Source organism: Paenibacillus sp. FSL K6-2393 (assembly GCF_038002545.1).
Classification (GTDB): domain Bacteria; phylum Bacillota; class Bacilli; order Paenibacillales; family Paenibacillaceae; genus Paenibacillus.
Map to the genome: position 1 here is coordinate 4,289,346 of NZ_JBBOCU010000001.1, position 20,854 is coordinate 4,310,199.

Annotated in this window: 21 protein-coding genes; 1 reads left to right on the forward strand and 20 read right to left on the reverse strand. The window is 45.7% G+C overall.

The genetic code is table 11. The features are described from left to right. Window positions 1-122: 122 nt before the first annotated feature. The 13 genes from MHI14_RS18700 to MHI14_RS18760 form a co-directional block, all read right to left on the reverse strand. The gene (locus MHI14_RS18700) at window positions 123-1,754 is read right to left on the reverse strand and encodes an S-layer homology domain-containing protein (protein ID WP_341130997.1); all 1,632 of its coding nucleotides are present in this window, start codon (window positions 1,752-1,754) and stop codon (window positions 123-125) included. Window positions 1,755-1,848: 94 nt separating this feature from the next. Then, window positions 1,849-2,448 carry a nitroreductase family protein gene (locus MHI14_RS18705; protein WP_036670536.1) on the reverse strand — a complete coding sequence of 200 codons (600 nt, stop codon included), beginning with the start codon at window positions 2,446-2,448 and terminating at the stop codon, window positions 1,849-1,851. 149 nt (window positions 2,449-2,597) lie between these two features. Beyond that, the gene (locus tag MHI14_RS18710; protein WP_133384427.1) at window positions 2,598-2,852 is read right to left on the reverse strand and encodes a hypothetical protein; all 255 of its coding nucleotides are present in this window, start codon (window positions 2,850-2,852) and stop codon (window positions 2,598-2,600) included. 136 nt (window positions 2,853-2,988) lie between these two features. Next, entirely contained in the window at window positions 2,989-3,837 is an 849-nt protein-coding gene (locus MHI14_RS18715) for an AraC family transcriptional regulator (RefSeq protein WP_249911808.1), read from the reverse strand. 80 nt (window positions 3,838-3,917) lie between these two features. After that, window positions 3,918-4,466 (reverse strand): glutathione peroxidase, encoded by a 549-nt coding sequence (locus MHI14_RS18720; protein WP_076216217.1) that lies wholly within the window; start codon window positions 4,464-4,466, stop codon window positions 3,918-3,920. A gap of 310 nt (window positions 4,467-4,776) precedes the next feature. Continuing rightward, a complete protein-coding gene (locus MHI14_RS18725; RefSeq protein ID WP_341130998.1) occupies window positions 4,777-5,253 on the reverse strand; it encodes a GyrI-like domain-containing protein in 477 nt (158 codons plus the stop codon). A 127-nt stretch (window positions 5,254-5,380) separates the two neighbouring features. Continuing rightward, window positions 5,381-6,193, reverse strand: a complete 813-nt coding sequence (locus tag MHI14_RS18730) for a carbohydrate ABC transporter permease (RefSeq protein WP_249911809.1) — start codon at window positions 6,191-6,193, stop codon at window positions 5,381-5,383. A 100-nt stretch (window positions 6,194-6,293) separates the two neighbouring features. Then, window positions 6,294-7,175 carry a carbohydrate ABC transporter permease gene (locus tag MHI14_RS18735; RefSeq protein ID WP_133384424.1) on the reverse strand — a complete coding sequence of 294 codons (882 nt, stop codon included), beginning with the start codon at window positions 7,173-7,175 and terminating at the stop codon, window positions 6,294-6,296. Between the two features lie 266 nt (window positions 7,176-7,441). Next, a complete protein-coding gene (locus tag MHI14_RS18740; RefSeq protein ID WP_339309190.1) occupies window positions 7,442-8,758 on the reverse strand; it encodes an ABC transporter substrate-binding protein in 1,317 nt (438 codons plus the stop codon). A gap of 168 nt (window positions 8,759-8,926) precedes the next feature. Next, window positions 8,927-9,778, reverse strand: a complete 852-nt coding sequence (locus tag MHI14_RS18745; RefSeq protein WP_289392156.1) for a response regulator transcription factor — start codon at window positions 9,776-9,778, stop codon at window positions 8,927-8,929. A 59-nt stretch (window positions 9,779-9,837) separates the two neighbouring features. Then, window positions 9,838-9,960, reverse strand: a complete 123-nt coding sequence (locus MHI14_RS18750) for a hypothetical protein (protein ID WP_341130999.1) — start codon at window positions 9,958-9,960, stop codon at window positions 9,838-9,840. A gap of 3 nt (window positions 9,961-9,963) precedes the next feature. Beyond that, on the reverse strand, window positions 9,964-11,784 hold the full coding sequence (locus tag MHI14_RS18755; protein WP_341131000.1) for a cache domain-containing sensor histidine kinase: 1,821 nt from the start codon (window positions 11,782-11,784) through the stop codon (window positions 9,964-9,966). Between the two features lie 235 nt (window positions 11,785-12,019). After that, a complete protein-coding gene (locus tag MHI14_RS18760; RefSeq protein ID WP_341131001.1) occupies window positions 12,020-12,787 on the reverse strand; it encodes a helix-turn-helix domain-containing protein in 768 nt (255 codons plus the stop codon). Between the two features lie 152 nt (window positions 12,788-12,939). Here MHI14_RS18760 and MHI14_RS18765 point away from each other — a divergent pair, with 152 nt between their 5' ends. Next, window positions 12,940-15,216 (forward strand): FAD-dependent oxidoreductase, encoded by a 2,277-nt coding sequence (locus MHI14_RS18765; RefSeq protein ID WP_341131002.1) that lies wholly within the window; start codon window positions 12,940-12,942, stop codon window positions 15,214-15,216. A gap of 329 nt (window positions 15,217-15,545) precedes the next feature. Here the strand turns inward: MHI14_RS18765 and MHI14_RS18770 are convergent, their stop codons facing one another. From MHI14_RS18770 to MHI14_RS18800, 7 genes are all read right to left on the reverse strand, one after another. Further along, window positions 15,546-15,968, reverse strand: a complete 423-nt coding sequence (locus MHI14_RS18770; protein ID WP_341131003.1) for a DUF1801 domain-containing protein — start codon at window positions 15,966-15,968, stop codon at window positions 15,546-15,548. A gap of 20 nt (window positions 15,969-15,988) precedes the next feature. Beyond that, entirely contained in the window at window positions 15,989-16,783 is a 795-nt protein-coding gene (locus MHI14_RS18775) for a phosphotransferase (RefSeq protein WP_445670343.1), read from the reverse strand. Window positions 16,784-16,800: 17 nt separating this feature from the next. After that, a complete protein-coding gene (locus MHI14_RS18780) occupies window positions 16,801-17,076 on the reverse strand; it encodes a hypothetical protein (RefSeq protein ID WP_091031581.1) in 276 nt (91 codons plus the stop codon). 166 nt (window positions 17,077-17,242) lie between these two features. After that, on the reverse strand, window positions 17,243-17,782 hold the full coding sequence (locus MHI14_RS18785) for a GNAT family N-acetyltransferase (protein ID WP_341131005.1): 540 nt from the start codon (window positions 17,780-17,782) through the stop codon (window positions 17,243-17,245). A 204-nt stretch (window positions 17,783-17,986) separates the two neighbouring features. After that, the gene (locus tag MHI14_RS18790) at window positions 17,987-19,231 is read right to left on the reverse strand and encodes a glycoside hydrolase family 5 protein (RefSeq protein ID WP_341131006.1); all 1,245 of its coding nucleotides are present in this window, start codon (window positions 19,229-19,231) and stop codon (window positions 17,987-17,989) included. Between the two features lie 150 nt (window positions 19,232-19,381). Continuing rightward, window positions 19,382-19,798 carry a hypothetical protein gene (locus tag MHI14_RS18795; RefSeq protein WP_091031591.1) on the reverse strand — a complete coding sequence of 139 codons (417 nt, stop codon included), beginning with the start codon at window positions 19,796-19,798 and terminating at the stop codon, window positions 19,382-19,384. A gap of 26 nt (window positions 19,799-19,824) precedes the next feature. Continuing rightward, a complete protein-coding gene (locus tag MHI14_RS18800) occupies window positions 19,825-20,853 on the reverse strand; it encodes an alpha/beta fold hydrolase (protein ID WP_091031593.1) in 1,029 nt (342 codons plus the stop codon). Between the last annotated feature and the right edge of the window lies 1 nt (window position 20,854).

The following is a 20,854-nucleotide window of genomic DNA, read 5'->3' on the forward strand; positions in this document are numbered from 1 at the left end:
ACATTAAACCGTTCAGCCAAGCTTAAACGATTCCTCATATTGCTTATCTTATACCAAAACAAAGAGACCCAAACCATCCGCCGGAATCACGGTGAGTTTGGGTCTATAAGATTCATGATTGCTTAGAAGTTATACGATTCAAATCGCGAAGCATTTGAAATGGCGTTCCATACATCGGCTGTTTCGCCGCCCATATACCAGTAAGCCAGTCCAGCGATTTGCCGTTGCTCACTCATTAACACTTTGGCTGATAACGAACGACTATCCTCTGCCCATATATATCTTGGCTTACCATTACTGTTGTACCCGATAATATATTGAACCAGACTTGAATCCCATCGTCTTACAGATCCCGTAGCATGCGCACGCATTCCCTGGTCTGCCAGTGTAATGTCCCAAGAGCTGGTTGCTGGATTCACGGAAGACCAGTCTCGTGTATACAATGGAAGGGCCAAAATTGTTTTGGCACGTACGACCTCGGAGAGCATGGTATCCAAAGCCTTTTCCACCCATGGAAGAGACGCCACTGATCCTGCTTTCGGATCACCGTTCCAGTGTTCCTCATATCCCATCAGCACCATATAATCCGATACAGCGCCCAGTTTGGCATAATCAAATGCATCCGTCCAATCAGTACCCAGGTCTGGCGAAACGTCCACGGACACCACCGCACCGAGTGCGTGCAACGTAGCCGTCAAAGAGGTCACAAATGCCGTTAACCCTTCACGATCCGCAGGATCAACATTCTCGAAGTCCACATTAATGCCGTCCAGTTTATAGGTTTTGACATAAGCTGCTACCTGTGAGATCACTGCCGCTCGGTTGGCCGAACTGGATAACATCTGATGGGTAAGTGCCGAATCCGAACGATTACCCAGCAATGGCCATAGCTGCCTGTCTGTGGCGGATGCCCAGGAGATCAATGCCGGGTCCGCGTGATCTGTTACTTTCATACTGCTGTTCAGGAAAAACCAGCGTGGGACAAGCGTATTCACTTCAGACTGTTCCACTTGCTTCTTGAATTCAGCGGTAGTGGAGTTATATTGCCACCCCAACTGAACGCCGAGTTCATCTCCACGTTGTAACTGCTCAGACCATGTTTTCTTTTGTAAAATGGCATCAAGCATTACGGCTGCTTCTTCTCGCGTTACCTGGTCATGTGGTCGAAACATGCCTCCACTTCCCCGCATTAGACCAAGTTGATATACCGTCTGAACATAAGGACGTGCCCAGTACGAGATATCCGCTGCGTCGAAATACGTTGAAGATAAGAGTGATGTCTCAACGGGTTGTTGTTTCAACATTCGCACAAGAAGGGCAGCCGCTTCTTCGCGCGTAATGGAAGCATTAGGCTGGAACGTTCCCTGACCCTTACCCTCCAGAATAAAAAGATTCGTCATGGCGGCAACGTTGCCGTAATACCAAGCATTCATGCTTATATCCTGATATGGATTTATATTATTTTTAACGGGCTTCAAACCTAGCAATCTCACCGCAAACGTCGCAAATTCTGCACGAGTAACGGCTTTCTTCGGTTCAAACGTAGTCTTTGACGTACCGGCAGCAATACCTTTGGCCACCAGATGTGTAATGGCATCCTTGGCATAACTGGTGCGCGTATCCTGAAATTGTTGCTGCACGGTTGCGGCCTGAACGGTGGAGCCGTATCCAGCCACAGATCCAAGTGTTAATAACCCGCATAAAGCCATTTTCCATATCCGTTGGTTTGTTATGTCTTTTAATCTATTATTCACATCAAAAAGCCTCGCTTCATTGGATTACGATCAACTATCATCGTATCAAATTGAAGCGAGGCCGTATGTGGTTAAATGTTGGGAAATGCGAAGCTTACTTGTGCACTTTTACGCGCTCTTCAATTGGTTGGAATTCTTTCTCACCCGGTGCTGCCGTTGGTTTACCAAATGGCATCTGAGCGATCAATCTCCAGTTCTCAGGAATGTTCCATTCTTGCTTCACTTTCTCGTCAATCAACGGGTTGTAGTGCTGCAAAGATGCACCCAGACCTTCTTGCTCCAGAGCAGTCCAGATTACCAGTTGCAACATACCGTTGGATTGGTTAGCCCAGATTGGGAAGTTATCTGCATAAGCTGCAAAATTTTGTTGAAGCTGTGCGATCGCATTGTTATCTTCGAAGAAGAGAACCGTACCATATCCGCTGCGGAATCCAGTCATTTTTTCTGCTGTGGATTTGAAGGCTTCTTCATTACCTACTACTTCACGCAAAATTTCTTCTGTGTGATTCCACAATTTATCATGTTGTTCACCGAGCAATACAACGGCACGGGATGTTTGTGAGTTAAAGGAAGTTGGTGTATATTTCACCGCTTCTTCTACGATTTCCTGGATTTTAGCATCCGAAATTGTAGATTCCTTGCTGATTCCATAATAAGATCTTCTGTTTTTCAACGCATCAAAAAAAGTTGTCATTCTTATTCGCCTCCCAAAATTTTTTTTTCAATTGCCAACATAGTAACTATAATATAGTAACATACATTAGTCAACAAACTAATTTATTTTCACTAAATATACATTCACCGAAAACATTTCAACAAGTTTGCCCATAACAGCAATTGGAATTATCCTTCGCCCGTCTTTTTGCGATAATCCGCCCGGTATTTCTCTTCCGTAGACGAGTTACTTTTTGTCTGATCTTTATTCTTCTCTTCCTGAGCTTCCATATTCAGATCTTCCATCGGAATTGGATCTACAGTCTGTTCTTCTTCATGTCGGTCAAGCAGACTTTCGTGCTCTGTCTTATATTGTTCAGGATTGTCATGGGATTGTTCCTGATGGGTATCGCTGTTATTCTGATCCGGTGTGCGCTGTTTCATTCATATTCGCCTCCTCTGGGTTCATTACCTTTCTTTACCTGTTCTGCGTGTCCTCTAAACACAGTGGTATGCATTCCTCAAACGAAAATTAACAAAAAAAGCCGACCAGACAAGCTGGTCAGCTCACAGAAGGCTTCTATGATTGGCGATGCAATTGGGTACGGTACAGATCAGGCGAACATCCCACACTTTGTTTGAACATCCGACTAAAATGCGAAAGGCGTTTGAAACCGGACAATCGACTGGCTTCTGTCACGGTGATCTCAGGCTGGAACTGAAACAAAAGCTTCGCCTGATTGATACGGCGGTCATACAGGTATTTGAATATCGTCAAACCTGTCATTTCCTTAAACATGCCTGCCAGATATGGCTTGGACAGATGTAATTCCAGTGCCAGATCATCCAGACCAATGTCCTTCATATAATGGGTATCCACATAACGAATAATGTGTTGGACATGTCGCTCCCTCTCCGATGAGGGAAGTTGTTCTTGGACATCGCCCTGGCAGATCTCTGCTACAAAATACAACAGATCACACAGTCTGACATTCATTCGCTCTTGCCTGAAATTGCTCTCACTTTGAGACAGACGATGAAGATCATGCAATAGAGCTTCGAATTCAGAGCGACTATCTCCCTTCAGATTGACCCGGCAATTTCTGAGTTCTTCAAATGGCCTCAAGACCTCAGCCATACGGTCCGGATGCAGGCTGCTGCGAATGGCAGACGGATCAAAATGCAGTGTGCTTCGCTCATAAGCACTGCCTGGCTTCGGATGTGGTCGGTGAAGAGTCAAGCCATGCATTAATACCAGATCACCCGGCTCCAAGTTATATACCCGGTCTCCTATGATATAGGTACATTCTCCATCATGAAAATAATAAATCTCATAATGTGGATGTGAATGGAATCCATCTGACTTGCCTGGGTTAAACGTACTGGTGGATCGGTAACTATACTCCAGTGAAGCACTAAATTGCATCATGCTCGGCACATTCATGCACCTCCTGTTCGGAAGAGGGGAACGATTTGTGTCATGCCCCTGTAGGATATATGAAAGTGAAATTAAAGAAGCTGTTTAATACTCTCTTGAATCTCGTCGATGGAGTCGATAGGTTCGAAACGTCTGACCACACGACCCTCTGCATCAATCAGGAATTTAGTGAAATTCCATTTGATTGCATCTCCATGTAACCATTCCGGTGCCTTCTCAGCCACCATTAATTTCAATAATTTGGCCTGTATATCTGTTTCATCAAAGCCAGCAAAAGGCCCTGATCTTTTCAAAAAGTCGTAGAGCGGGTGTGCCGCTTCTCCATTCACATCCAGTTTGGAGAACATCGGAAATTTCACACCATAGTTAATCTGACAGAAGGATTCTGCTTCTGAACTACTTCCAGGCTCCTGCTCTGCAAACTGGTTACACGGGAAACCAATAATCTGAAGTCCTTGATCCTTGTACTGGTCATACAGCTTCTGCATATCATCAAACTGGTGCGTATATTTACATTTACTTGCCGTGTTTACGATGAGCACAGGTTTTCCTTCATATTGATAGAGTGGGAAACGCTCTCCACTGGTTCTGGTTACGGTAAAGTCGTAGATGGTTGGCATAAGTCTAGTGCACCTCGCGATAGTTATGTAGTCATACAGCATCATATGTCATTGTTAATTATATACGAAGTTTTAACTATTGTATTGGAGAAGTATTGATCGTTCAGATTAGACTCAAAGATATTTGAAAATATATCGATTACTCGACTGCTCTAATACTCATAACATATTTGGTTCTGGGGGGATACTTTATTTCCAGTGTTTTATCTCGATTTTCCCATGCGATATCTCAAACAATAAATATGATTATACTCAGTTTCAACAACATCCTCTTCCTTCATTTAAATGTGTCCCATGAATCCCGATAAAATCACTGCAAAGCTACATATATATCAATCTCATTGTTGGGACTTTCCGGTTGATAACGCTCATCCCAAATTTCAAAATCATAATCTTTGGGTTCATGTCCCGTCTCACCAAACCACTGTCCATATATATAATCATATGTATCACCAATCTCTGACTCAACCCCTCGATGCGTGCACGTCACATACTGACTGTCAGGGACCTCATGACTTATCATCTCTGAAGGAACATTCTCCGAACTAATTACTTCATATCCTATTAGATGTGTAAACTTATCTGTCTTTGCGTTGAAATCCTCGTTCACCGGGTAAATCTGCATCAACATGACGTTGTCATTTTTTCGATGTTGAAATTCATCTTTTCTCTCAACAAGCTTATGATAGTGGCTCTTGGCCAGACCCGATTCGAACTCTTTTATAGTCGCTTCGATTGAATATCCTTCAACGCAAAAAGCGGGCAATGTGATCACTTTCATTTCCATGAGAATCTCCTCCAATGAATAAACTCAGATCATGGATTAATTCTCCCTTTTAACAGAAAACCCTTCTGCCGCGAAAATCTCTTCGTTCAGCAAAAGGGTTATATTATGGGAATGTAAGATCGCAGCTTCAACCCTTCACGGCACTTCCGGCCACGCCCTGGATAATATAATGCTGTCCCACCAGAAAAACGATGATCATCGGAATAATACCTGCCGTGGCAGCGGCCATCATGCCGTTGTAATCCACATTGTTCTCCAGAATAAAATTCTGCAGTCCGAGTGGCACGGTGTACAGGTCTTTGTCGATCAGGAACACGAGCGCATTCTCATAATCATTCCAGTGCCAGGAGAAATCGATGATCGCCAGCGTAGCCAGCGCAGGTTTCGCCAAGGGCAGAATCAGCCTGAAGAATATACGCAAGTGTCCAGCACCGTCGATGAACGCAGCTTCCGAGATTTCTGAAGGCACTGACAGGAAGAATTGCCGCAACATAAACACCCCAAAAATCGTGAACATTCCAGGCAGGATTAAGGCCCAATGCGTATTATATATGCCAACCCACTCAAACATCAGAAACTTTGGTACAAAGAGCACCTGCGGTGGCACCATCATCATCGAGAGATAGATCAGGAACAGTGTCTCCCGACCTTTGAATTGAATCCGTGCGAAGCCATAGGCTGCAAAAGCCGAGAGAAAAACAGCTCCGACCGTGCTAATTAGCGATATTTTCAACGAGTTCAGATAATACGTGGCAAAGGTGTCCGCCCCACTCCAGACCTTGATATGATGCTCCCAGTTTAGGCTGGAGGGTATCCACTGGATGGGATAGGTGAATACGTCCGCAGGAGATTTGAACGACGTGCTGATCATCCAGATGAACGGCATAATCATCAGCAAGGCAAAACCAGACATCAGAAGTGTCAATATGATTCTCCGCATCTGGGTCAAAGACTCTCTGCGGACTTTCACTTTAGGTGATTGCGGAACTGTAGGCTTCACGTTCGCGGCAATTTGTTTCTCCATAACGATCCCTCCTCTCCTAGTAGTGAACCCAACGTTTCTGTCCGAGCCACTGCAATACAGTGAAGATCATGATGATGGCAAAGAGCGCCCAGCTAATGGCAGCAGCGTATCCCATCTCGTAATATCGGAAGGCATTCTGATAGATAAAAAGCGACAGCACGGTTGTACTGTTTCCCGGCCCACCCTGAGTTATGGCCTGAATAATGCCAAAGTTTTTGATCGTCATAATCAGTCCTGTAATCAGCAGCAAAAAGGTCGTTGGGCTCACAAGCGGCCAAATCACGTGGCGTATCGTCTGCCAGGGGCGGGCTCCATCAATCCGTGCTGCCTCAACCAATTCCTCCGGAATTTCCTGCAAAGCGGCCAGATAAATAATCATGTTGTAACCCAACATGAACCAGATCCAGATGATATCAATCGCATACATGGACCATTCGGTTGTTGATAACCAGCCCGGTGGGTTCGTAATACCGATTCCGCGCAAGAAACCATTAATTGGCCCCGATGTTGGCTGAAACAGCAGCATCCAGACAAAGGCGATGGCAACGCCGCTGGTGATATAGGGCATGAAATAGAGGGCACGCAGTGTTTTTTGCCAGTACACCGACTTATTCAGCGCCACAGCCACGATAAATGCCAAACCCATCGATACTGGAACCGCTAACAGAAATACAAATGTATTTCGCAGGGCCACCCCAAACAGATCATCATTCAACATTCGGCGGATATTGTCCAGCCCTATGAAATGTGTCTCCGGGCTCATGAATTTGTAATCAGTGAACATGAGATAGAACGAATAGACAGCCGGTATAATAAAAAACAACAGCACGCCAATCATATTGGGCCCAATAAACAGATACCCGAGCCTGCTCTGCCGTTTCATCCAGGATTTATGCATATGCTCCCCACTCCTTAACATCTGTTCTGGAATTAAGCATAACAAGATGTCCTCTAACATTTAAGGAACATAACCCTGTACCTGATATCACAGATATATGTATTTCGGCAGTGCCTTTCGGGAGGAAAACAACATGGAATTGTTCTATTTCCTTTAGTCCGGAAAGCCCTAGCTAATGCCATACATCTAATGCTGTATTGTTCTATTGCTTATATAGAAAAAACCGTCCCATTGGGGACGGCCTTTGGACTCATTACTTTTGCATTCTATTGATTCTGCTTCAGCCAGTCATTATGGCGTTTGACCATGTTCTGTACCGTAACTTCGGCAGTCTGGTTACCAAGGAAGAACTTTTCATACTCCTGTGCACGCAGATCGACCACTTCCTGCGCAATGCTGCGGACAAACGTAGGTGTCTCGTCACCATACAACACAAATTCCAGTGACTCTTTATCATAAGAATCGGCATAATCGCCCAGCAGGTGATCAATAGCAGTCTGTTGATCAACCGCATTTGAGGAAGGCAAACGTCCACCCGCAGCCATTGGCATCATTCCCCCATCGGCGTACCATTTCAGGAACTCCCATGCGGCTTCTTTATTTTTCGACTTGGAATTGATCGCGATAAAGTCACCAAGTCCTCCACTCTTCACCATATCTGCTTCTTGTGCAGCCAGTCTCGGTACAGGTGCAAAGGCGATTTTCCAATCCCGCGGAAACTCGGTCATATTGTTTGATGTGCGAATTAGCCATTCGCCGATATTAATCATGGCAGACTCACCGCCAAGGAACATGTTTTCCACCGGCATTTTGGAAGTCAGCTGCTCTCCGAGCGGAGGGGTAGTTGCATCCTCCTTCATCATTCCGTTCAACGTCTCCAGCCATTTAGTGACAAGCGGATCATCGAGGTTAGAAGTACCGTCTGCCTTAACATAGCCGTTCTTCACCAGAACGGAATCGAGCGGGTCTACATAGGAAGCGGTATGCTGCACCAATCCGTACTTGAAGCCAGCCGTCTTCAGTTTGAGTGCATACTCACGGGCTTCATCCCATGTCCAGGCTTTCGGTACACTCAGTCCGGCCTGATCAAGCGCTTTCATATTTAAAGCGAAGAAGGCAGCGTTTTTCTTGGTTGGCATCCCGTAATATTTGCCGTCCACTTTCCAGGAAGCCGCATCTTCACCCATTTTCTCATCAATGTTGTAGTCGGTGAACTCGCCCAGATCCAATGCTGTACCGCCCTTGATGCGTTTATCGAGGTTCGTGAGAGTGTAATTGACATATAAGTCAACGTTCTGCCCGGTGGACAGCGCCGTATCCAGCTTCAGGTTGCCATCATCGTCATTCACAAACCGCACATATTCCACCTGAATATCAGGATGCTCCGCATTCCAGGTATCCACCACTTCCTGTGGACCATTCTCGGGCGGCACCGCGCCCCACATGGTGAGCTTCACTTTTCCCCCTGCCGCTCCACCTCCGTTATCTCCACCGTTCGTCTCATTTTTACCTACACAGCCGGCAAGCAAGCCCAGCATCAGCGCACCTACGATTAATCCCGTTAATCCTTTTTTGATTCTCATCTGGTCACATGACCTCCCTGAATTGAAGTGTACCTTCCGTTACATCGTAGCAGGGACCTTGCTGGGTTCATAAGATACATATCCATGATTCGGATTGAACAAAAATACGGATTTATCCTTGCTTGCCTGAGCCCTCGGTACACATATTCCTTCTACTCCTCCTGTGAGTCACGAGCGATGGCGATACTGGCTGGGCGTGCAACCGGTCCAACGCTTGAATATTTTGATGAAATAATTATCACTTCCGAACCCTACCCGGTAACCAATCTCCTGTACGGGAAGGTCCGTCTCGCGCAAATATTCAGCCGCTTTCTCCATCCGTACCCCATGCAAGTAGTGAATCAGGGTATGGCCGGTTTTCTTTTTGAACAAAGCGCTCACATAATTCTCGCCCATCATCACATATCGTGACATGGATTTGACGGTAATGTCCTGGTCATAATGCTGTCCGATGTACTCAATTATTTTGCTAATCTCCGGATGCTTCACAACCGGCTCACGAACAGGTGTAAATGGAAGATCCGTATCAGACGGGGTCGCAGAAGAGACCGTAAGAGAATTAGGCAAAGCAGGCGTTGATGTGAGAACCGGTGTGGAAGGCGGCACTTCATGTTGATCTGTCTCTGTCCGGGCTTCAGCAGAAGCTCCCAGTTCCGCACTTACTTTACGCAGAGTATCACGCAGTGAATTTACACTCATCGACAGCTTCAGAATATAATTGGAAGCCCCGTATTCCATTGCACGGCGTACATATTCGAACTCCCCCATACAGGTGAGCATGACAAATTTGGTTTTTAACCCGGCCTGACGGGTCTGTTTGAGTAATTCCAGACCATCCATACCTGGCATGACAATATCGGTCAGCACCAGATCGGGTGTATCCTTTATAATCATCGCCAGCGCTTCGGTCCCGTTACCGGATTCTCCGATGACCGTGAAGCCCAGCTCTTCCCAGGAAATAATCTCTCTCACCGACTCTCGTACGAATACCTCATCCTCCACAAGTAATACTTTCCACATGCCAGATTCCCCTCTCCAGTCGTGTAGGACATGTCTCAAAAACTCGCGAAGTGCATCTTTTACCGCCTTTTCGCCCCATGCTGCGTCACTTCCCCTTGACGTGGCCCCGGCACGCCTGCGGAAAACTTCCTTGCTTGGAACGAAAATTCAGCAAAATCTGCTTCTTCGGAGTTTTCAGACACGCCCTAGTCTGACCGCTTCTGTACGTAAGGCGTCGACAATAAAAAAGGAATGCTGAACCTCACTAATGTCCCCGGTTTGGTATCAATCACTTCAAGTTCACTTTGGCCTTTGAACAATAACCGCAATCGTTCCTTAAGGTTAGACAGACCGATCCCCGGACGCGTGCGGGTCATCTGCTGTCGCCGGGATTCCTCCATTCCAATTCCGTTGTCTGCCACCTCCAGCATCAGCATTCCTGTGTCTTGCCTGTAAATTCCAATACGGATCTGACCAAGTTGCTCCAGTGGCCCGACACCGTGATGAATGGCATTCTCCACCAGTGGCTGCAAGCTCAGCTTGGGCACCAGCGCATATTCCAGTTTATCGTCAAATTCACAAGTCACCTCAAAGCTATCGCGGTAACGAATCCGCTGAATATGAAGGTAGGCTTGAACCAACTCAATCTCGTCCTTCAGGTATACCAATTCGACCTGTGAATTCAGGCTGACCTCCAGTAATTTGCCCAAGGAAACACACATCTCGGAGATCTCTTCATTCCCGCTGCGGATCGCACTCCATTTCATTGTATTCAATGTATTCAGGAGAAAGTGCGGATTCATCTGGGCCAGGAGCATATGAAAATGTACCGCTTCCTTCTGGCGTTCCTCCGCCTTGAGTCTGTTGATCATCTGATTGGCATCATCCAGCATCGTATTAAACGTGCGTGTCAGTTCCAGTACTTCCCCACGGCTGCGGCCTTCGGGAATACGAATCTTGAGGTTTTTGCGGACAACCTCCTTCATCTTATTCTGTAAGTGCGACAAAGGGCGCGTAAACGTTGCCGAGATCATAAAAGCCATCACTACAAATGCTCCTGTGAACCCAAAAAAGGTCAGAAAGTAACGCTGTTTAAGCTCGGATATCTCTGTAAACAGGATGGAAAGTGGAATTCGATTTACCATATACCAATCCAGTGATTCGATGTACACGTAGTTAATCAGCGTCTCCGAGGCTGGATCGGTCAGATAAGCCTGTGCCGGATGAAGAGCTATTTCACGCGTAACTTCCGGGGAAAGCGCCGCTGTTTTGGATGAACTGGCTATGGTCTCTCCACTACCTGTAATAAGGTAATATTCCTGGTTACTCTGTGAATCCTTCAGCATGGTTTGGAACCAGTAGGAATAATCGATGCTAATTCGTGCCAGTCCGTATCGCTTGCCGCCGCTATCTTTCATGTAAGCGTACAGCGACAACAGATACGGGCTGGAGGATAACTCTCTAAGCACAGGGTTGGTATCCCGTGCATCCCAGCGATAGAAGAGTTCTTCCGGTTGAAGCGATTGTGATTTCGCACCGCCTTTTGGAATGGTTATTTCCCCCAGCCGCTCACGAAATTGTTCCAGATAGGGGCCATAAGTCAGTGCTTGTTTCGGCAAATACGAAGTGTAAACGCTATCATAAAAATCCAGCAAGGTAAAGTACACCGAAGGATTATATAGAAAAAAACTGTTGTTGATCATCTTGAACTTTTCTTCTACCAGCGACTTGTTCTCAAGCTGCGTACGACTGTCCGGGGAGGTTAGCACATTTCTTACCGCGGAATCCTGTTCCAGAAAAATAAGCGTTTTGAAGGCAATGCTCATCTGGTCCTCCAGAGAGCGGTACATCTGGACGAGCTGCTCATGGCTCTGCTCACTGATTTTCTGCTCGACCAGCGATTCAATCTGCTGATAATTGTAGACATTCAATGCACTGAACGGCAAGAGAATCAACACCACAAACGCACCGAACAGACGGTACCTGAGCCGCTGTGGCAACCAACTTTTCCAATTTGGCTTCTTCATTCCTTAGTGCTCGCTCCCCTACAATTAATGACCCCATTATAGCACCTGCCTGCCATTCACAGCCGGAGTCGAATGATTTGCATGGATTTGTGATATTCGTTGCCTAGATCCATGTGAACTACACAGATATGTTCTATTGGTGTAAGCAAGAAATGAATGAATGAATGAATGAATGAATGAATGAATGAGTGAGTGAATGGATGGATGGATGGCTAGATGGACGAGACCCTTTACCTCATACTTGATGTCGTCTCCGATACTCCGAGGGACTGATTCCTATGGTGGACGAAAATACACGGCTCAGATAAAATCCGTTCTCGTATCCACATCTCTCGGCGATCTGCGTAAGGGTCAGACGACTATCTGCCAGCAAAGCTTTTGCTTTTTTGAGACGAATCGCTTTCAGATAATCGGATGGTGTTTCTTGAAAGGCTTCCCGGAACCTTCGGGTGAGCTGGACAGGACTCAAAGCCAAATGTTCGGCCAACGTTCGGAGACTGACCGCCTCTCCTGCCCACTCCTCCAACAATACCGCCGCTTCAGCCATGAGGGCATCCTCCGTGAACTTCGTTTCCATTAGCCTGCTCTGTCTGCGCTCCCATTGATACAGCCGCCACAAATCCAACATCAGATGGGTTTTCCATCCTGTTGTAACTTCATCGTTGTCCTCACTCGCCAGACGCAGGTAGGCATATGTTGAAGCCAGACGCTTTGTATCATTAATGAGAGATTTTCCGATTGGCGGCAGGAGACTCTCACCCTCTGTGGAGTTACAACGGAACAGCATATAGTGAAATGTCAGCGGGGTTACCGTCTCTCTGCGAAAAGGAATGTGGGGCGGACATAACACCAGATCAGCAAAACCCGCCTCTCCGCTCTGCCCGTCAATCTCGTAACGAAATACGCCCTCTTCAACAGCAAAGACCACCCAAGCGTCGTAGATATCTTCTGCTAGAGCAAATTCAGCTTTCTTCTTCCAGTAGATGTGATTAAGGAGGTCCATGACACACCTGCCTTTGTTATGAAATAAAGTATATGCTCGATGATAATATAGTGTATTTGAAAAGTAAATATATAGAACTAATATGAAATTATAGATATGAAATAGGAAATCTGAGCTTAGGCTCATCCATATTCAATGAGAGAGGTGTTCATATGAAGCACGAACTCGTTAAACCGGATATCACCGTCATCGGGGGTGGGCTTGCTGGCGTATGCGCTGCCATATCTGCTGCCCGGCTGGGCCAACAGGTCGCTCTGGTGCAGAATCGTCCTGTGCTCGGCGGCAATTCCAGCAGTGAAGTACGCGTATGGGTCTGCGGCGCTACCGCCCATGGGATTAACCGCTATGCCCGCGAGACAGGCATCATGGGGGAACTGTTTGTAGAGAATCAGTATCGTAATCCAGAGGGCAATCCTTATCTCTGGGACTTGATCATTCTGGAAGCCGTTCGAGCTGAATCCAACATCAGCCTGTACCTGAACACGGATGTACATGAAGTCGAGGCCACTGGGGATGGAGATGAACGCATGATCACCTCCGTTACCGGATGGATGATGGGTTCTGAGCGCAAAATCCGATTCGAAAGTCAGATCTATCTGGACTGTACGGGTGATGGATTGGTTGGCTTTCTGGCTGGAGCCAAGTTTGCACTCGGCCGGGAAGCCCGCAGCGAATATGGTGAAGAATGGGCACCTGAGGTGGCTGATCAGATCACGCTGGGCAGTACACTTCTCTTCTATACCAAGGATGCTGGTGCACCTGTCCGTTATATCCCGCCTTCTTTTGCCAAGGATATTACACAGACCAGCATTCCGATTCGCCGGGTCATTCGCAGCGGGGATTCCGGTTGTCATTACTGGTGGATTGAATGGGGCGGTGAACATGACACTGTTCATGACAATGAGCTGATCCGTGATGAACTGTGGTACGTGATCTACGGGATCTGGGACTATATCAAGAATTCCGGCAAGTTTGATGCCGACCATATGACGCTGGAGTGGATTGGTTCTCTGCCTGGCAAAAGGGAGTACCGCCGCTTCACGGGTGACTATGTGCTCACCCAGAACGATATTATCAGCCAGCGGGAGTTCCCGGATGCCGTTGCCTTTGGCGGCTGGTCCATCGACCTGCATCCTCCGCAGGGCATGTACGCCGAAGCGAGCGGCTCGAAGCATATGCATGCCGACGGCGTATATCACGTGCCGTTCCGCTCGTTGTATTCCGCAAATGTGCGGAATATGCTCATGGCCGGGCGCGACATCAGCGCATCACATGTCGCCTTCGGCACAACGCGCGTCATGGCCACATGCGCGGTCATCGGCGAAGCCGCGGGTACGGGCGCAGCGCTCTGCGCGTCCATGGGTGTGTCGCCGCGCGAGCTGCACGCGAGGCATCTGGCGTTGCTGCAGCAGACATTGCTGCGGCAGGACGCTTCCATCATCGGGGTGCGCAGCCACGATGAGCTGGATCTGGCCTGGCGTGCCAAGGCTACAGCCTCCAGCACGCTGACGGGCATCGCCCTTGAGCAGCCTGGCGAGACGTACCCGCTGGGTACGGATGTTGCCCTGCTGCTGCCTGTGCATCCACTGCTCAGCGGCCTGGAGCTGCTGCTGGATGCATCCAGCGATACCGAGCTGACGGTAGAGCTGTGGGATACGGGACGTAAGGAGAACTACGTCCCGCATTCGTTACAAGTTACGGTGACTGTTAACGTTACAACAGGAACTGCGCAGTGGGTGAAGCTTCCGCTCGAATGGCGACCGGAAGAACCGCAGAATGCTTTTATGATCATCCGCTCCAATAAAGCCGTCTCACTCTACCATTCGATAGAAGCACACAGCGGGGTGCTGATCTTCTTCAAAACAGAAGAAAACCACGTGTCCAAAAATCTGGAGGATCATGCCACGGATCAGCCTGTCGTATTATGGTCCATGCAGGGGTTGGCGCGTCAACCGTTCTGCTGTCGTACCCTCTCTGAGACCACGGCCTATTCAGCGGACAACACGATCAACGGTTACCATCGCCCCTTCGGTGGGCCCCAACAGTGGATGTCGCAGCCGATGGAGTTTGGGAAGCCAGAATGGGTACAACTGACATGGGAAGAGCCACAAACCTTGGCTGAATTGCACTTGACGTTTAATGATGATGTAAACGAGGATCTGGTTAACCTCCATCACCATCACACCACATTCCGTGTGATGCCTGAGTTGGTGCGTGATTATCGGGTGGAGATATTGAGTCCGTCTCGGGAATGGATCGAGATTGTAAGTGCAACGGAAAACCGCAAAAGAAAAGTCATTCATACCCTGGATACACCTGTGTATTCACAGGCGCTTAGAGTGAACATGGATGCCACCAATGGCAGCAAGTACGCGGAGTTGATCGAGATTCGGGCCTATGGGGAGCCAACGTTGACAGGCAAGAGCTGAACGCAAAACACATTGGAATACCCCCCTGGGATTTCTCATGAATTCTAGGGGGTACTCCAATGCCTTTAAAGAGTCCATTTCAACTAGCCACTCTTTCACTGGAAAAACCAATGATAATCAAACTGATATACATAAAAATAGGGTTATTTCAGCTTTCATGATATTAACCATGATACGAGCATTTTTATATTGTCGTTCTGCATTCTCTGCATTTAAATTTTGATAATTATACGTATGTGGATATTTTTCAAGTTTTGATAACCCAAGCCATAATATAAGCCCGTCCCTCACTAATCTCTTTTATGGTAACGGATTGATAGCTTGCAGAGTTATTGATTAGGATAGGTTTCTTTTAAAAACTGGACAGACTGCATGATTAACGCTTTTAAAACATCCACTTGAATGTCTGCTACTTTGTTAATGTAGACACAAGCTTTGCCCGTCGTATGTTTTCCAAAGTCCTTTAGCAGATCCGCTCTTTTGTTATCACCTGTGGCAAAATATAAACTGATCTTTGCTTTTCGGGGTGAAAAACCCACCAGTGGTGCATCGCCTTCGTGACCTGAATCATACTTGTAATGATATGTACCGAATCCAATAATACTCGGTCCCCACATTTTTGCTTCATAACCTGTTGTCTGCGTGAAGATATCCAATAATTGATAGGCATCCTCCCTTTTTTTCGGATGTTCTATCTGTTCAATAAATGCAATGACACTTTGGTCTGTTACGGTTGTTTTTGGTTTGTACATTGTGGAATTCACTCCCTAATTTAAGTCCATTCATCAAAATGCTTTTCAAGAAAGGTTAGCTCTTTTTCATAGTGGGCCAGATGACCCTCTTCGACCATCTTCATAAAAGCGACATCTCCATCAGCCGCTCGATCAGTCAGTGTTTTACACATGAAACGGATACGGGATATGACCCAATCCTTCAAATCTGCTGGAACACTCAGCCCGTACGTAGCCATAAATAAGGCAATCCGTTCTTTTCGAACAGTTCCGTGCGCCTGGCTGTCGTATGGCATTACACCTTTTCCATCCATCTCTGGTGAAAATTCTGCGAGTGGAACGGATGTATACAAGGCATAGGCGATATCCCACATTCGCGGACCTGGACCCGCCATATCAAAATCAATAATGCCTTGAGGACGGCCATCCTTGTACACCACATTATACGGCGCAAAATCGTTATGACATACAACTTCATCTTCAGTTAGGCCTGGATATCTGTTCGTTGATACTGATGTTGTTGTAAATCCAACGGTCGCATCATGGTAACTTCTCAACAGTTTCGCGACTTCAATCAGAGATTCGTCTGACCACATATACTCTTCTAGATCAGGATAATCATTGCCTGGAACGATGCCTTCGAGGTAAGAGAGCGTTTCTCTCCCCTGTTCATCTATTCCCAGAAATCGAGGGGCATGATCATAACCAACTTTTTCGAGATGTAAAAGCAATTCAATCACATATGGATTTGGTTTCGCATGCCGGCGAACCGTCTCACCTATTCTGACGACCTTATTCACATTACCTCCCGATAACACTTCCTCCTGTTCGGCCACTTTCATCCCTCCTCAAGCTAAACTTCCTTGCTATGCCCATGATTACGATTTTTCTTATAACTCCCCGGGAATCCCGCGACCAATAGTATGAATCCAACAAAGAACATGAAGTATACGAGTAAACCTGTTGGATGCTCGTTCGTCTGAGCAAACTGGGGTACGTTGGTCCCTCCTGAAGCGTATCCTGCTTCTACTATAGCGACAGAGACTCGTATTGAAATTCTCTCCATCGTTGAAATAAACACACTGCCAAGCATGAGGACTACACCCAAAATCTTGTTAATATTATTCATTTCATGCCTCCTTGATTAACCGTCCAATTTTTAAGAGGTTATCTACTTAATGTCTTTCGATTCTCTAGTCTATATTCCTGCATGTTATATTCACGGTCCGTTCCTATATCATCATAGCAAATAGCGCCGTCATCTCTGACGCCGCTGTTTATGCTCTCTGAATAAGTTACGTAGCTACCACTTGGTGCAGATCCATACTATTTTCGAAAAAGGCTGACTGTCCAACATAATACAGATCATACATCTGTTCATTCATGTTGATCTGTTGATATACATCTGGATACACATCATTGGCTAATTTCACATAAGGCAGTTTTTGTACGGCTTTTCTGGATCTTATATTTTGCTTGCGTATCTTCATAAATACCGTTTCAATCCCATGTTCCAGAAATAGTTCAACAAAGAAGGCTGATTTGGCTCTTTGGCTATACCCATTTCCAAAAAACGGTGAACCAATCCATGTGGCTAAAAAACCGGTTTGATGCTCAATATGATATAGATCAATGGTTCCAATAGGCTGCCCTGTTTCATTCAAAATCGTTCGGGAAATCACCGTTTTTTGTTCTTCTTCGGCCATCAATTGTTTGGTGAGGAATAGATATTCTTCATACGATTGGCATTGATAACGAACGTAAGGAGAAACTGCGGGGTCCATCATTAAGCTGTACAGTGAAAGGCATTCCTGCAAATCACGTTTTTTTAACATTCTGTCTACCACCTAGTCCTTTTAGTTCGCTATATCAAGCAAATTAAGTATATAAAAGCTAGTGTGGGATTTAATGAATTCTGTATGTGGCTTATGTAAAATGCATTGGTAAATGTTGTTCAACTTTATCTCAGGGTAGCACAAAAAACGGCATGTCCCTTTTGAAGGAACACACCGTTTGTACGGATGCTGATAGACAGTAAATTATTGCATACCTTGCATGATCGCATTAATGATATTTTGCTGCGTCACGGTATTATTCGAACGGTTAAACAATGCAAATCCATGTTGACCGTTGTGCCCGTTATCCCAGTAAACAGGAACCATTTTGTATTTCTTGGCTTTTGCGGTAACTGCTTTTGCGTATGCAGCACGATATACATTGTTGCTGGAATCGTAGGACGTTTTATCAATGGAACCGAACTCACCAATCACTACAGGATAGCCCTGAGTTACAAATTTGTCGTACATGGACTTGAACTGCGATTCAAGATAATCCTCTTGTCCCCATGTAGACTTCTTGGCAGGATTCGTAGAAGTTGCACCCCACTGTGTGATATTACCGTTTTCCTCACCTGCAAAATCCCACGGAGAGTAATAGTGTGCCGAGATCATGATTCTCTTCTGCGAACTAGGAATAGCCGAGGATCTGTAATTATCTGTAGGAAGAGCAAAGCCATAATTACCAACAGTGTAGTCAATATTGGTATTCCAGCCTGGAATCAGCAACCATCTGGCATTGTTGTTACCACCAGTCTGACGAACCGTATCCACGAAGATTTGATTGTATGCGTTCAGATTGGCGTAATACGCCGAGTTTGGATTGCCATAGTTACCATCGAATACTTCGTTCATGGATTCGAAAATAAGGCGATCATTGTAGTTGCTAAACTTGGAGGCAATCTGCTGCCACACCTTTTTATATTTTTCCTTAATGGCAGCCTGATTGCCACCATTCACGAGCAGCCATCCACCCTGTACGGAATTATACCCATCACCATGAATATTGATGATCACATACAGACCTTCATTGTACGCGTAGTCTACGACTTGCTGAATTCGATTCAGCCATGCCGCATTGATTGTATAATTGGGAGCGCTTCCAATGTTGTTCAAATAGGAAACGGGAATACGAATGGATTTGAAACCTGCCGCTTTTACCTTTTTGATTAACTCTGGAGTTACCGTAGGATTGCCCCAAGCTGTCTCATTCGGTGTACCGTTCAACGCTGCTTCCAGCTGATTGCCGAGATTCCATCCTGCACCCATCTCAGATACTATTTGCGAAGCGTCAGCTGCTGATGCTTTAGCGCTCCATCCGGTAAAGGCTACCGCAGCCACTAATACCAGTGCCAAGCTGCTGATGCCAAACTTCTTCCATTTTTTGAACATAACCATACCTCCGCTTATTCTATTATTTTTAACAAGCAGTGCAGTTAATCTATCCATACAGATTGAATGATTCGAGAATACGTGCCTCCTCTCCCTATCGATCAAACAAATGAATTTTCCGTCTAACACCAACATAATAACACATTTATGGAAAATAAAGCGATATCTTTATTGTTTTTTGTGACTATTTACTACAAAATAATCCATCTATCCGTTTAAGTGGATTGCTTGAATTTGTTCTCTGTCAAAATCAATAATCATGATGTGATCGCGCAGGATATTATCTCCGCAAGATATTGTTGCGCCGTAGTCGGTTATACCGTTAAATGTGATATCCACACGATAGACTTCAATCTCATTAAACCAATTCTGATGTACCTTTTCATCAAGTTCATTCTCATAATATTCTCGAAAGACCGTCTCACAAATAGAAAACCACTTAATGTAGTCATCTATTTTATTAACCATTGAATCTAACGGTGTATTTGTGGACACATATATTCGGACGTCATTTAAATCCTCATCCTGTATGCAATGTTTAAATATTTGCACTGTATTTTGCAGAGTGTAACACCGGTAACTCTCATCACTCTCTTCTTCAAGCTCAATGAATTCACTTAACAATATGATCTCGCTCCTTTCAATGCATCTTAAAATAGCTCATTTAACCACTTTACGAATTCTTCTTTCTCCTCAAACTGTGGGTAATGCGCCGACTCGTTGAATACAATGAAGTCTTTGATCGGTGCATTCAATACATCAAAATAATCACGTGCTGCATTCGCAGTGGTCATATAATCATATTTACCCGTTACAAAATAGGTAGGAATCTCCAGATGATCAACAATATCAGGTAAATTTTGATCAAATGCTTCCTTCAGTAAGATGTCTTGTGAACTGAACATCCCTGAATAAAAGCGAATCATATCCAGCCCATTGTATTCGGGATTTAAAAGGAATCCTGAAATATAATCTCTATTCTCATGGATGAGCCTGGCTGCACCACCGTACTTTTGCAACAAAATTCTAGGCGTAAGTTCCTTTCCTTGCTCAATCGAGCTGCGAATTAGCTCCAGTTTTTTAACGTCCTCTGCATTACCGGCTTGTTTCGCTTGCTCGTACGTGTACTCCAAACTTTCCAGTTCGCTCTGAAGTGTATTAGCCATCTGTCCGATGCCTATATAAGCGTGAAACTGAGTAGGTGCTTTAGCCGCAGCTTTCATCCCGATGTATGTACCAAATGAATGACCGATTAATATAACCTTCTCTTGACCTAACTCCTTAGATACATAATCCCTTAACGCTAACAAATCATCTACTAATACATCTGTTGTGAGATTCGAGTAATCCTCAAAAAAGTGATAGGACTTCCCACTCCCACGTTGATCGTAATGCACCACCGTGAAGTGTTGCTCAAGCTCTTTCTGATACTTCCTTACGTAAGGAATCTCCGAGCATCCCGGCCCGCCATGCACAAAAATCAGGATAGGGTTAGTCCGATCAACACCCCTGATCATGACTTCATGTCCTGTACCGTTAATTTCGACCTGCTCTAACATGCTGATGCTGTTTTCACCTTTAATTTTGGGTGTCCATGTGGGAAATATCAGAGCTACTATGACCATTAAAATAATACTGAATATGCTGTACTTGAGTGTTTTCCGTATTTTTTTGCGCATG

Coding starts and splice junctions, on each gene's coding strand:
- MHI14_RS18730 (WP_249911809.1), bottom strand. CDS start 6,193: ATGCGGAGAATCATATTGACACTTCTGATGTCTGGTTTTGCCTTGCTG.
- MHI14_RS18720 (WP_076216217.1), bottom strand. CDS start 4,466: ATGCCAACCATCTACGACTTTACCGTAACCAGAACCAGTGGAGAGCGT.
- MHI14_RS18770 (WP_341131003.1), bottom strand. CDS start 15,968: ATGTACAAACCAAAAACAACCGTAACAGACCAAAGTGTCATTGCATTT.
- MHI14_RS18710 (WP_133384427.1), bottom strand. CDS start 2,852: ATGAAACAGCGCACACCGGATCAGAATAACAGCGATACCCATCAGGAA.
- MHI14_RS18740 (WP_339309190.1), bottom strand. CDS start 8,758: ATGAGAATCAAAAAAGGATTAACGGGATTAATCGTAGGTGCGCTGATG.
- MHI14_RS18760 (WP_341131001.1), bottom strand. CDS start 12,787: ATGGACCTCCTTAATCACATCTACTGGAAGAAGAAAGCTGAATTTGCT.
- MHI14_RS18755 (WP_341131000.1), bottom strand. CDS start 11,784: ATGAAGAAGCCAAATTGGAAAAGTTGGTTGCCACAGCGGCTCAGGTAC.
- MHI14_RS18745 (WP_289392156.1), bottom strand. CDS start 9,778: ATGTGGAAAGTATTACTTGTGGAGGATGAGGTATTCGTACGAGAGTCG.
- MHI14_RS18785 (WP_341131005.1), bottom strand. CDS start 17,782: ATGTTAAAAAAACGTGATTTGCAGGAATGCCTTTCACTGTACAGCTTA.
- MHI14_RS18735 (WP_133384424.1), bottom strand. CDS start 7,175: ATGCATAAATCCTGGATGAAACGGCAGAGCAGGCTCGGGTATCTGTTT.
- MHI14_RS18705 (WP_036670536.1), bottom strand. CDS start 2,448: ATGACAACTTTTTTTGATGCGTTGAAAAACAGAAGATCTTATTATGGA.
- MHI14_RS18765 (WP_341131002.1), top strand. CDS start 12,940: ATGAAGCACGAACTCGTTAAACCGGATATCACCGTCATCGGGGGTGGG.
- MHI14_RS18800 (WP_091031593.1), bottom strand. CDS start 20,853: ATGCGCAAAAAAATACGGAAAACACTCAAGTACAGCATATTCAGTATT.
- MHI14_RS18780 (WP_091031581.1), bottom strand. CDS start 17,076: ATGAATAATATTAACAAGATTTTGGGTGTAGTCCTCATGCTTGGCAGT.
- MHI14_RS18725 (WP_341130998.1), bottom strand. CDS start 5,253: ATGGAAATGAAAGTGATCACATTGCCCGCTTTTTGCGTTGAAGGATAT.
- MHI14_RS18790 (WP_341131006.1), bottom strand. CDS start 19,231: ATGGATAGATTAACTGCACTGCTTGTTAAAAATAATAGAATAAGCGGA.
- MHI14_RS18715 (WP_249911808.1), bottom strand. CDS start 3,837: ATGATGCAATTTAGTGCTTCACTGGAGTATAGTTACCGATCCACCAGT.